The 12,413-nt window shown below is 42.0% G+C and carries 10 protein-coding genes; all 10 read left to right on the top strand.

The features are described 5' to 3' along the window. Positions 1-525 precede the first annotated feature (525 nt). The 10 genes from JQ843_RS04780 to JQ843_RS04735 all read left to right on the top strand — a co-directional run bounded on the left by JQ843_RS04780 (position 526) and on the right by JQ843_RS04735 (position 12,411). On the top strand, positions 526-732 hold the full coding sequence (locus JQ843_RS04780; protein ID WP_025170907.1) for a hypothetical protein: 207 nt from the start codon (positions 526-528) through the stop codon (positions 730-732). Continuing rightward, positions 729-923, top strand: a complete 195-nt coding sequence (locus JQ843_RS04775) for a hypothetical protein (RefSeq protein ID WP_004258091.1) — start codon at positions 729-731, stop codon at positions 921-923. The genes JQ843_RS04780 and JQ843_RS04775 overlap by 4 nt, the downstream gene beginning before the upstream one ends. Then, the gene (locus tag JQ843_RS04770; RefSeq protein ID WP_049551207.1) at positions 910-1,794 is read left to right on the top strand and encodes an ABC transporter ATP-binding protein; all 885 of its coding nucleotides are present in this window, start codon (positions 910-912) and stop codon (positions 1,792-1,794) included. Before JQ843_RS04775 ends, JQ843_RS04770 begins: the two co-directional genes overlap by 14 nt. Position 1,795: 1 nt before the next feature. Then, a complete protein-coding gene (locus JQ843_RS04765) occupies positions 1,796-2,533 on the top strand; it encodes an ABC transporter permease (RefSeq protein WP_203213022.1) in 738 nt (245 codons plus the stop codon). Further along, positions 2,533-3,624: a sensor histidine kinase gene (locus tag JQ843_RS04760; RefSeq protein ID WP_203213021.1), complete on the top strand. Its 1,092-nt coding sequence runs from the start codon at positions 2,533-2,535 to the stop codon at positions 3,622-3,624. The genes JQ843_RS04765 and JQ843_RS04760 overlap by 1 nt, the downstream gene beginning before the upstream one ends. Before the next feature lies 1 nt (position 3,625). Beyond that, the gene (locus tag JQ843_RS04755; RefSeq protein ID WP_203213020.1) at positions 3,626-4,225 is read left to right on the top strand and encodes a response regulator transcription factor; all 600 of its coding nucleotides are present in this window, start codon (positions 3,626-3,628) and stop codon (positions 4,223-4,225) included. A gap of 311 nt (positions 4,226-4,536) precedes the next feature. After that, positions 4,537-4,950, top strand: coding sequence for a 30S ribosomal protein S12 (rpsL, locus tag JQ843_RS04750; RefSeq protein ID WP_001142332.1), 414 nt, complete (start codon positions 4,537-4,539; stop codon positions 4,948-4,950). Between the two features lie 19 nt (positions 4,951-4,969). Continuing rightward, entirely contained in the window at positions 4,970-5,440 is a 471-nt protein-coding gene (gene rpsG / locus JQ843_RS04745; RefSeq protein WP_000087873.1) for a 30S ribosomal protein S7, read from the top strand. Positions 5,441-5,834: 394 nt separating this feature from the next. After that, positions 5,835-7,916, top strand: coding sequence for an elongation factor G (gene fusA, locus JQ843_RS04740; protein ID WP_000090348.1), 2,082 nt, complete (start codon positions 5,835-5,837; stop codon positions 7,914-7,916). A 103-nt stretch (positions 7,917-8,019) separates the two neighbouring features. Next, positions 8,020-12,411 (top strand): PolC-type DNA polymerase III, encoded by a 4,392-nt coding sequence (locus JQ843_RS04735; RefSeq protein ID WP_203213019.1) that lies wholly within the window; start codon positions 8,020-8,022, stop codon positions 12,409-12,411. The last annotated feature ends 2 nt before the right edge of the window (positions 12,412-12,413 follow it).

Genomic DNA, 12,413 nt, shown 5'->3' with positions numbered 1-12,413 from the left:
GACCAAGGTGTCGCAGGTTCGAATCCTGTCTTCCCGATTCATTACAGAGATACGTAAGCGTATCTTTTTTGTTTTAACTAGATATTATATACATTAAGAGAGAATCAGTTTGCTTCTCTCTTTTTTAATTTCAGTAATTCATTTTGATTGAGTATACTTTTTTGTTTCCTGATTTGTTCAATGATTACTGTAGTTTAGGTACATAAATTAAAATTTAACAGATTGTATAATTCTCACAAACTTTTAAGAAAGTAAATGAAGAGTTTTTTTGCGCTACCTATAATATATATGTTTTGTACGATAAAAATTTCCGATCTTTTGATTTTAAATGCGTATTAGTTTACGTTATAGTCTAAATTTGATATCACTTTGATGGAGGTACTATAGATTCTTTCATACTCTGTATCTTGTTGTGTAATGTTTCTTGATTCTTTTAAATAGAATCTTTTATGACATTTGTCATATTTCCTCATGACAGAAGCTTCTAGCGATTCTACCTTCAAAGAGTTATACTAGATGTATCAAATGGAGGAAGAAAAAATGAAACATAAAGTAATTGTCGCAATGAGTTTAGTAGCAGCAGGAGTCATGACTTATCTCATGTTCTCAGGATTGGATGAAGATTTCTATCATTTTCCTTGGGAGCTATTTGCAGGATTTGGAATGATGTCCTGGCTTATCCGAGAAGGTTTGAAATTAGTCTCAGATGTGAAAAAGGAGTTTGAAAAATGAAAAAAGCGTTTCTCTATCTTTTTATTGGACTATCACTAGTGGTATGGTTGGTAGAAATGTTTACAGGTTGGTTTGATCAAGCCTTCCTTCACCAATTCATCCGTGGTGCCTGGGGATTAGGATTTATGATTTTTATCGCCTTTCCTATGGGAAAGGAGTGGCTGAAAGGAGAATATGATGAACATGATTAAGGTAGAAAGCCTAAATAAAAACATCAAGGGCAAGGCTATTTTGAAGGATATTTCCTTTGAGGTAACAGAAGGTGAATGCGTCGCCTTGATTGGTCCCAATGGTGCTGGAAAGACCACACTCTTGGACTGTTTGCTTGGAGATAAACTGGTCACAAGCGGTCAAGTATCTATCCAAGGCTTGCCAGTGACGAGTTCTCAGTTAGGCTATACAAGATCCTACCTCCCTCAAGAGAATGTAATCGTTCAGAAACTAAAGGTAAAAGAGTTGATTGCTTTCTTTCAAAGCATTTACCCAAATCCCTTGAGCAACCGGGAAATCGACCAACTATTGCAGTTTGACAAGCAACAAAAAGAGCAATTGGCAGAAAAATTGTCAGGTGGACAAAAGCGTCTTTTCTCTTTTGTCTTGACCTTGATTGGGCGACCAAAGCTTGTCTTTTTAGATGAACCAACTGCTGCCATGGATACTTCAACCCGTCAACGCTTTTGGGAAATTGTTCAGGAGCTAAAAGCTAAGGGAGTTACCATTCTCTATTCGTCCCATTATATCGAAGAAGTAGAGCATACAGCGGACCGAATCTTGGTCTTGAATAAGGGAGAGTTGATTCGCGATACAACACCTCTAGCCATGCGCAGTGAGGAGATTGAAAAGCACTTTATCCTTCCTCTAGCATACAAGGAAGTCGTTGAGCAGTCAAACTTGGTTGAAAACTGGTCACAAAAACAAGATGCCCTGCAAGTAGTTACACGTGAAGCGGATGCTTTCTGGCAACTGTTAGTGCAAGCAGGATGTAGGATTCAAGAAATTGAAGTTAATAATCGTAGCTTGTTGGATACAATCTTTGAAGAAACACAAAAGGGAGATGACTAAGATGAAACGATGGATCGCACTAAACAATATAGAATTTCTATTGACCAAACGACAATTAGTCTATTATCTATTATCCGTAGGGATGCCGACGGCCTTCTATTTATTCTTTTCAGGCATGTACCAGGATACACCAGATGGGCCAGCTAATTTTATGCGTGACTACCTCATCTCTATGACGGCCTTTTCCATGATGTCGACAGCCATGTTTTCATTTCCAGCTGTCTTACATACCGATAAAATCAACAACTGGCAGAAAACATTGCGCCATACTCCAGTAAATATGGTAGAATATTATCTATCAAAGATAACAAGTATGATGGTTGATTATTTGGTTTCAATCTTGGTTGTTTTCTCAGTTGGGCACTTGGTTAGAGGTGTGGATATGCCTCTAGGAAGCTGGATTGGGGCTGCGCTCTTGCTGATAGTAGGAAGTGTAGCTTTTGTAGCGCTTGGCTTGACCTTGACACTCTTGCCTTCTAGTCAGCTGATGTCTGTCGTGGGAAATCTTCTCTATCTAGGCTTGGCTGTTTTAGGCGGACTCTGGATGCCCATCTCTTTATTTCCAGACTGGATGCAAGCAATCGGGAAGTGCCTACCAACTTATCAGTTGATGGAGTTGCTCAAGACCTTCTTAAACGAGGATGGCATCAATTTATCAGCAACAGTTTATCTACTTGTTTTTTCAACAGTTTTGTTTGGTTTGACCATTTACCTTCAAGGTCATAAGGAGAATGCTTAATGCTTGAAAGACTGAAAAGCATAGACTATATGTATTGGGCCAGTTTGATTTTTATGGTTTTTCCCATCGTTCCTGTAGTGACTGGGGAGCTTCCTAGTTGGCATTTGTTGATTGACATTCTGTTTGTCTTGGCTTACTTAGGCGTTTTAACCACCAAGAGTCAGCGTTTATCCTGGCTCTGTTGGGTTATCATGCTAGTCTATGTAGCTGGCTATACTGCCGTTGTTGCTGTGAATTATATCTGGTTCTTCTTTTTCCTTGCCAATCTCTTAATTTATCATTTCGGCGTACGTAGTTTTAATTCTTTACATGTCCGAACTTTTCTCCTTGCTCAAGTCCTTGTTGTGGGGCAACTTTTGATTTTTCAGGAAGTTGAGTTTCTAGTCTATCTACTTGGAATTCTCACTTTTATCGATTTAATGACTTTTGGCTTGGTTCGGATTCGTATTGTGGAGGATTTGAAAGAAGCTCAGGCTAAGCAAAATGCCCAGATAAATCTATTGCTTGCTGAAAATGAACGTAGTCGTATCGGTCAGGATTTGCATGATAGCTTGGGACATACCTTTGCTATGCTTAGTGTTAAAACTGATCTAGCCTTGCAGTTATTTCAAATGCAGGCTTACCCACAGGTGGAAAAGGAATTAAGAGAAATACAGCAAATTAGCAAAGAATCAATGCGTGAAGTGCGAACCATTGTGGAAAATCTTAAGTCTAGAACTTTGACATCCGAACTAGAGACTGTGAAAAAGATGTTAGAAATTGCTGGAATTGAGGTGGAAATAGCTAATCAACTAGATACAGCTAGCTTAACTCAGGAATTAGAGTCAACAGCTTCCATGATTTTGCTTGAGTTAGTGACCAATATCATCAAACATGCCAAAGCTTCTAAAGCCTATGTAAGATTAGAACGGACAGATAAGGAACTCATTCTAATTGTGAGAGATGATGGCTGTGGCTTTGATTCTATAAAGAGGGATGACCTCCATACAGTCCGAGATCGTGTTCTTCTATTTTCGGGAGAAGTAAAGGTAATTAGTCGGAAACAACCGACAGAAGTTCAGGTTCGACTACCTTATAAGGAGAGAAACTAAGATGAAACTACTTGTTGCAGAAGATCAAAGTATGTTGCGAGATGCTATGTGTCAATTGCTCACGCTTCAACCAGGTGTAGACTCTGTCTTTCAAGCCAAGAATGGGCAAGAAGCAATCCAACTATTAGAAAAGGAGTCTGTAGATATCGCCATCCTTGACGTAGAAATGCCTGTTAAGACAGGTCTTGAAGTCTTGGAGTGGATACGAGCAGAAAATCTAGCAACAAAGGTGGTTGTGGTGACGACCTTCAAGCGTCCTGGGTATTTTGAACGTGCGGTCAAGGCTGGAGTAGATGCTTATGTATTAAAAGAAAGAAACATTGCAGAGCTAATGCAAACCTTGCACACCGTCCTAGAGGGACGCAAGGAGTATTCGCCTGAATTGATGGAAGTGGTGATGACGCATCCCAATCCATTAACAGAACAAGAAATCGCAGTTTTAAAGGGAATTGCTCAGGGCTTATCTAACCAAGAAATTGCAGACAAACTTTATCTATCCAACGGAACCGTCCGAAACTATGTCACCAATATTCTTTCTAAATTACATGCAGGCAATCGAACAGAGGCAGCTAATATTGCGAAAGAATCTGGTTGGTTGTGATGATATAATATTTTTTGAACATTATGTCTAAAATTGATGAGATTGAATGGAACAATATTAATTTTAGGAGGGTGGGATTCCTCCTTTTTCTTTTTTAGGGAGCACTACAAAAGAGCTAAAATTAACAATAAAAAAGAAAAATATCTTGACAACCAAGGGAAAATTTTGTTACAATAATAGACGGTACTTTTTACTTTTGGTCTCTCAAGAGTGTACAGGGACGTGCTGACAAATGTTGCAAAAGTACACACAGATGATAGCTGTCACCAAGTGTATCATCACCAAAAATAAAAAAACACAGGAGAATGTAGATGCCTACAATTAACCAATTGGTTCGCAAACCGCGTAAATCAAAAGTAGAAAAATCTAAATCACCAGCTTTGAACGTTGGTTACAACAGTCATAAAAAAGTTCAAACAAACGTTTCTTCACCACAAAAACGTGGTGTTGCAACTCGTGTTGGAACAATGACACCTAAAAAACCTAACTCAGCCCTTCGTAAATTCGCTCGTGTACGTTTGAGCAACCTTATCGAAGTTACTGCCTACATCCCAGGTATCGGACACAACTTGCAAGAGCACAGCGTGGTTCTTCTTCGTGGTGGACGTGTAAAAGACCTTCCAGGGGTACGTTACCATATCGTCCGTGGTGCACTTGATACTGCAGGTGTTAACGATCGTAAACAAGGCCGTTCTAAATACGGTACTAAACGTCCAAAAGCATAAGGAAAGGGGATAAAGAGAAATGAGTCGTAAAAATAGAGCTCCAAAACGTGACGTATTGCCAGATCCGCTTTACAATTCACAATTAGTTACTCGTCTTATCAACCGCGTTATGCTTGATGGTAAACGTGGTACAGCTGCTTCAATCGTTTACGGTGCTTTTGAGCAAATCAAAGAAGCTACTGGAAACGATGCACTTGAAGTGTTTGAAACAGCTATGGAAAACATCATGCCTGTACTTGAAGTACGTGCACGTCGTGTTGGTGGTTCTAACTACCAAGTCCCAGTTGAAGTTCGTCCAGAACGTCGTACAACACTTGGACTTCGTTGGTTGGTAACAATCGCTCGTCTTCGTGGTGAACACACAATGCAAGACCGTCTTGCAAAAGAAATCTTGGATGCTGCTAACAACACTGGTGCAGCTGTTAAGAAACGTGAAGACACTCACCGTATGGCTGAAGCTAACCGTGCATTCGCACACTTCCGTTGGTAATATAGGATGCGAAAGCGTTAAGAAAGTCCCAGAGAAAATAGGGAATCAAAGCAGGTTGCGATTGCAACCAATGAGATTCATCTTTTTCTCCAGACTTTTAGCTTGAGCTCAACTAAATCATGATGCTAGGAACGGTAAGGATGCAAGGTGAAAATAGGAAACTGACGCAGTATTCGACGAATACAAGGAAGTTTATCTTTTTCACACAGCATCCCGTTCCGGCTCAAATCGGCTAATTAACTTTAGCCCGAGTTCAATTCAACTTGTAAATCTACAAGTTGAAACCAACAATAGCATGAAAACATTGAGAACGGGTAGGTCCTGCCTATCCGTTTTTATTAAAATCGTGTTATAATAGAATAGAAATCAAAAATAAATAGGAGAAACAAACCTCATGGCACGCGAATTTTCACTTGAAAAAACTCGTAATATCGGTATCATGGCTCACGTCGATGCTGGTAAAACAACAACTACTGAGCGTATTCTTTACTACACTGGTAAAATCCACAAAATCGGTGAAACTCACGAAGGTGCGTCACAAATGGACTGGATGGAGCAAGAGCAAGAGCGTGGTATCACTATCACATCTGCTGCGACAACAGCTCAATGGAACAACCACCGCGTAAACATCATCGACACACCAGGACACGTGGACTTCACAATCGAAGTACAACGTTCTCTTCGTGTATTGGATGGTGCTGTTACCGTTCTTGACTCACAATCAGGTGTTGAGCCTCAAACTGAAACAGTTTGGCGTCAAGCAACTGAGTATGGAGTTCCACGTATCGTATTTGCCAACAAAATGGATAAAATCGGTGCTGACTTCCTTTACTCTGTAAGCACACTTCACGATCGTCTTCAAGCAAATGCACACCCAATCCAATTGCCAATCGGTTCTGAAGATGACTTCCGTGGTATCATCGACTTGATCAAGATGAAAGCTGAAATCTATACTAACGACCTTGGTACAGATATCCTTGAAGAAGACATCCCAGCTGAATACCTTGACCAAGCTCAAGAATACCGTGAAAAATTGATCGAAGCAGTTGCTGAAACTGACGAAGAATTGATGATGAAATACCTCGAAGGTGAAGAAATCACTAACGAAGAATTGAAAGCTGGTATCCGTAAAGCGACTATCAACGTTGAATTCTTCCCAGTATTGTGTGGTTCTGCCTTCAAGAACAAAGGTGTTCAATTGATGCTTGATGCGGTTATCGACTACCTTCCAAGCCCACTTGATATCCCAGCAATCAAGGGTATTAACCCAGATACAGACGAAGAAGAAACTCGTCCAGCATCTGACGAAGAGCCATTTGCAGCTCTTGCCTTCAAGATCATGACTGACCCATTTGTAGGTCGTTTGACATTCTTCCGTGTTTACTCTGGTGTTCTTCAATCAGGTTCATACGTATTGAACACTTCTAAAGGTAAACGTGAGCGTATCGGACGTATCCTTCAAATGCACGCCAACAGCCGTCAAGAAATTGACACTGTTTACTCAGGTGATATCGCTGCTGCCGTTGGTTTGAAAGATACTACAACTGGTGACTCATTGACAGATGAAAAAGCTAAAATCATCCTTGAGTCAATCAACGTTCCAGAACCAGTTATCCAATTGATGGTTGAGCCAAAATCTAAAGCTGACCAAGACAAGATGGGTATCGCTCTTCAAAAATTGGCTGAAGAAGATCCAACATTCCGCGTTGAAACAAACGTTGAAACTGGTGAAACAGTTATCTCTGGTATGGGTGAGCTTCACCTTGACGTCCTTGTTGACCGTATGCGTCGTGAGTTCAAAGTTGAAGCTAACGTAGGTGCTCCTCAAGTATCTTACCGTGAAACATTCCGCGCTTCTACTCAAGCACGTGGATTCTTCAAACGTCAGTCTGGTGGTAAAGGTCAATTCGGTGATGTATGGATTGAATTTACTCCAAACGAAGAAGGTAAAGGATTCGAATTCGAAAACGCAATCGTCGGTGGTGTGGTTCCTCGTGAATTTATCCCAGCGGTTGAAAAAGGTTTGGTAGAATCTATGGCTAACGGTGTTCTTGCAGGTTACCCAATGGTTGACGTTAAAGCTAAACTTTACGATGGTTCATACCACGATGTCGACTCATCTGAAACTGCCTTCAAGATCGCGGCTTCACTTGCTCTTAAAGAAGCTGCTAAATCAGCACAACCAGCTATCCTTGAACCAATGATGCTTGTAACAATCACTGTTCCAGAAGAAAACCTTGGTGATGTTATGGGTCACGTAACTGCTCGTCGTGGACGTGTAGATGGTATGGAAGCACATGGTAACAGCCAAATCGTTCGTGCTTACGTTCCACTTGCTGAAATGTTCGGTTACGCAACAGTTCTTCGTTCTGCATCTCAAGGACGTGGTACATTCATGATGGTATTTGACCACTACGAAGATGTACCTAAGTCAGTACAAGAAGAAATCATTAAGAAAAACAAAGGTGAAGACTAATCCGTCCTCACTCTAGAAGGAAGTCACTTAGTGGCTTCCTTTTGTCTTTAGAAAATACCTCTAAATATGGTAAAATAGTAGAAGAATAATGTGAGGAAAATGAATGTCAAACAGTTTTGAAATTTTGATGAATCAACTGGGGATGCCTGCTGAAATGAGACAGGATCCTGCTTTAGCACAGGCCGATATTGAGCGAGTTGTGGTTCATAAAATTAGTAAGGTATGGGAGTTTCATTTCGTATTTTCTAATATTTTACCGATTGAAATCTTTTTAGAATTAAAGAAAGGTTTGAGCGAAGAATTTTCTAAGACAGGCAATAAAGCTATTTTCGAAATCAAGACTCTGTCTCAAGAATTTTCAAATCAACTCTTGCAGTCCTACTATAGAGAGGCTTTTTCTGAGGGGCCATGTGCTAGTCAAGGTTTTAAGTCCCTTTATCAGAATTTGCGAGTTCGTGCGGAGGGCAATCAACTCTTTATTGAAGGATCTGAGGCGATTGATAAGGAACACTTTAAGAAAAATCATCTTCCTAATTTAGCCAAACAACTTGAGAAGTTTGGTTTTCCAATTTTTAACTGTCAAGTAGAGAAAAATGATGTCCTGACCCAAGAGCAAGAGGAAGCCTTTCATGCTGAAAATGAGCAGATTGTTCAAGCTGCCAATGAGGAAGCGCTTCGTGCTATGGAACAACTGGAACAGATGGCACCTCCTCCAGCGGAAGAGAAACCAGCCTTTGATTTTCAAACGAAAAAAGCTGCAGCTAAACCCAAGCTAGATAAGGCAGAGATTACTCCTATGATCGAAGTGACGACGGAGGAAAATCGTTTGGTCTTTGAAGGGGTTGTTTTTGATGTGGATCAAAAAGTGACCAGAACAGGGCGTGTTTTGATCAACTTTAAAATGACGGACTACACTTCCAGTTTTTCGATGCAAAAGTGGGTTAAGAACGAGGAAGAGGCTCAGAAATTTGACCTAATCAAGAAAAATTCTTGGCTCCGAGTGCGTGGGAATGTGGAGATGAATAACTTCACACGCGATTTGACTATGAATGTGCAGGATGTGCAGGAAGTTGTTCACTATGAGCGGAAGGATTTGATGCCAGAAGGTGAGCGCCGGGTTGAGTTTCATGCTCATACTAACATGTCGACCATGGATGCTCTACCAGAGGTTGAAGAAATCGTTGCGACAGCTGCTAAGTGGGGACACAAGGCGGTTGCCATCACGGACCACGGGAATGTCCAGTCCTTCCCACACGGCTATAAGGCGGCCAAAAAAGCGGGAATCCAGCTAATCTATGGAATGGAAGCCAATATCGTGGAGGACCGTGTCCCTATCGTCTATAACGAAGTGGAGCTGGACTTGTCAGAAGCGACCTACGTGGTCTTTGACGTGGAAACGACAGGACTTTCAGCTATCTATAATGATTTGATTCAGGTTGCGGCCTCTAAGATGTACAAGGGGAATGTTATTGCTGAATTTGATGAATTTATCAATCCTGGACATCCCTTGTCAGCTTTTACTACTGAGTTGACTGGAATTACAGATGACCATGTCAAAAATGCCAAACCACTAGAACAAGTTTTGCAAGAATTCCAAGAATTCTGCAAGGATACGGTCTTAGTTGCCCACAATGCTACCTTTGACGTTGGATTTATGAATGCCAATTATGAGCGTCATGGTCTTCCAAGGATTAGTCAGCCAGTTATCGATACGTTAGAGTTTGCTAGAAACCTCTATCCTGAGTATAAACGTCATGGTTTGGGGCCTTTGACCAAGCGTTTTGGTGTGGCCTTGGAACATCACCACATGGCCAACTACGATGCGGAAGCTACAGGTCGTCTGCTTTTCATCTTTATCAAAGAGGTAGCAGAAAAACATGGTGTGACCGACTTAGCTAGACTCAACATTGATTTGATTAGTCCAGATTCTTATAAAAAAGCTCGGATCAAGCATGCGACCATTTATGTCAAGAATCAGGTGGGGCTAAAAAATATCTTTAAGCTGGTTTCTCTGTCTAATACCAAGTACTTTGAAGGGGTACCACGGATTCCGAGAACGGTTTTAGATGCCCATCGGGAAGGTCTGATTTTAGGTTCAGCTTGCTCTGAAGGTGAAGTTTTTGACGCGGTTGTTTCCCAAGGTGTGGATGCGGCGGTTGAGGTGGCCAAGTATTATGACTTTATCGAGGTTATGCCACCTGCTATCTATGCTCCCTTAATCGCCAAGGAGCAGGTCAAGGATATGGAGGAACTCCAGACCATTATCAAGAGTTTGATAGAGGTGGGAGACCGTCTTGGTAAGCCTGTTCTGGCTACCGGAAATGTTCACTATATCGAACCGGAAGAAGAGATTTATCGTGAAATTATTGTCCGTAGTTTGGGGCAGGGGGCTATGATTAACCGGACCATCGGTCATGGTGAACATGCCCAACCAGCACCACTTCCAAAGGCTCATTTTCGAACGACCAATGAGATGTTGGATGAATTTGCCTTCTTGGGAGAGGAACTGGCTCGTAAACTGGTTATTGAAAACACCAATGCCTTGGCAGAAACCTTTGAGCCTGTTGAGGTTGTAAAAGGTGATTTGTACACACCTTTTATCGACAAGGCGGAAGAAACGGTTGCTGAGTTGACCTATAAGAAAGCTTTTGAGATTTATGGAAATCCACTGCCAGATATTGTTGATTTGCGGATTGAAAAAGAACTAACCTCTATTCTGGGGAATGGATTTGCCGTGATTTATCTGGCATCGCAGATGCTGGTGCAACGTTCCAATGAACGGGGCTACTTGGTTGGTTCTCGTGGGTCTGTCGGATCTAGTTTTGTTGCGACTATGATTGGGATTACGGAGGTCAATCCTCTCTCTCCTCACTATGTCTGTGGTCAGTGTCAGTACAGTGAGTTTATCACCGATGGTTCTTATGGTTCAGGATTTGATATGCCTAATAAGGACTGTCCAAAATGTGGTCATAAACTCAGCAAAAACGGACAGGATATTCCGTTTGAGACCTTCCTTGGTTTTGATGGGGATAAGGTTCCTGATATTGACTTGAACTTCTCGGGAGAAGATCAGCCTAGCGCTCACTTGGATGTGCGTGATATCTTTGGTGAGGAATATGCCTTCCGTGCGGGAACGGTTGGTACGGTGGCTGCCAAGACCGCTTATGGATTTGTCAAGGGCTATGAGCGAGATTATGGCAAGTTTTATCGTGATGCAGAGGTGGAACGTCTTGCCCAAGGTGCTGCTGGTGTCAAGCGGACAACAGGACAACACCCGGGAGGAATCGTTGTTATTCCTAACTACATGGATGTTTACGACTTTACGCCTGTCCAGTATCCAGCAGATGACGTGACGGCTGAATGGCAGACCACTCACTTTAACTTCCACGATATCGATGAGAACGTCCTCAAACTCGATGTGCTGGGACATGATGATCCGACCATGATTCGAAAACTTCAGGACTTGTCTGGGATTGATCCTAATGAAATCCCTATGGATGACGAAGGCGTGATGGCTCTCTTTTCTGGGACTGATGTGCTAGGTGTGACTCCTGAACAAATCGGAACTCCGACAGGCATGCTGGGGATTCCAGAGTTTGGAACCAACTTTGTCCGAGGCATGGTCGATGAAACCCATCCGACGACTTTTGCAGAATTGCTTCAGTTGTCTGGACTGTCCCACGGTACCGATGTTTGGCTGGGCAATGCCCAAGATTTGATTAAGCAAGGAATAGCGGACCTATCGACTGTTATCGGTTGTCGGGATGACATCATGGTTTACCTCATGCATGCTGGTCTGGAACCTAAGATGGCCTTTACCATCATGGAACGGGTACGTAAGGGCTTGTGGCTCAAGATTTCTGAAGAAGAGAGAAATGGCTACATCGAAGCCATGAAGGCTAATAAGGTGCCAGAGTGGTATATCGAATCCTGTGGGAAAATTAAGTACATGTTCCCTAAAGCCCATGCGGCAGCCTACGTTATGATGGCCTTGCGTGTAGCTTACTTCAAGGTTCACCATCCTATTTATTACTACTGTGCTTACTTCTCCATTCGTGCCAAGGCTTTTGATATCAAGACCATGGGGGCGGGCTTGGAGGCTATCAAGCGCAGAATGGAAGAAATCTCTGAAAAACGGAAGAACAATGAGGCTTCTAATGTGGAAATTGATCTCTATACAACTCTTGAGATTGTCAATGAAATGTGGGAACGTGGTTTCAAGTTTGGGAAGTTAGACCTCTACCGTAGTGATGCGACTGAATTCATCATTGACGGAGATACACTGATTCCACCATTTGTCGCTATGGATGGTCTGGGAGAGAACGTCGCTAAGCAGTTGGTGCGAGCGCGTGAAGAGGGAGAATTCCTCTCTAAAACAGAACTACGCAAGCGTGGAGGGCTCTCATCAACCTTGGTTGAAAAAATGGATGAAATGGGGATTCTTGGAAATATGCCAGAGGATAACCAGTTAAGTTTGTTTGATGAGTTGTTTTAAGG

Origin of the sequence: Streptococcus mitis, from assembly GCF_905187495.1 — a bacterium.
In the GTDB taxonomy this organism is placed as follows: Bacteria; Bacillota; Bacilli; order Lactobacillales; family Streptococcaceae; genus Streptococcus; species Streptococcus mitis_CU.
This window is presented reverse-complemented; position numbering and strand designations above follow the sequence as displayed.

Coding starts and splice junctions, on each gene's coding strand:
- fusA (WP_000090348.1), top strand. CDS start 5,835: ATGGCACGCGAATTTTCACTTGAAAAAACTCGTAATATCGGTATCATG.
- JQ843_RS04770 (WP_049551207.1), top strand. CDS start 910: ATGAACATGATTAAGGTAGAAAGCCTAAATAAAAACATCAAGGGCAAG.
- JQ843_RS04755 (WP_203213020.1), top strand. CDS start 3,626: ATGAAACTACTTGTTGCAGAAGATCAAAGTATGTTGCGAGATGCTATG.
- JQ843_RS04780 (WP_025170907.1), top strand. CDS start 526: ATGGAGGAAGAAAAAATGAAACATAAAGTAATTGTCGCAATGAGTTTA.
- JQ843_RS04775 (WP_004258091.1), top strand. CDS start 729: ATGAAAAAAGCGTTTCTCTATCTTTTTATTGGACTATCACTAGTGGTA.
- rpsG (WP_000087873.1), top strand. CDS start 4,970: ATGAGTCGTAAAAATAGAGCTCCAAAACGTGACGTATTGCCAGATCCG.
- JQ843_RS04760 (WP_203213021.1), top strand. CDS start 2,533: ATGCTTGAAAGACTGAAAAGCATAGACTATATGTATTGGGCCAGTTTG.
- JQ843_RS04765 (WP_203213022.1), top strand. CDS start 1,796: ATGAAACGATGGATCGCACTAAACAATATAGAATTTCTATTGACCAAA.
- JQ843_RS04735 (WP_203213019.1), top strand. CDS start 8,020: ATGTCAAACAGTTTTGAAATTTTGATGAATCAACTGGGGATGCCTGCT.
- rpsL (WP_001142332.1), top strand. CDS start 4,537: ATGCCTACAATTAACCAATTGGTTCGCAAACCGCGTAAATCAAAAGTA.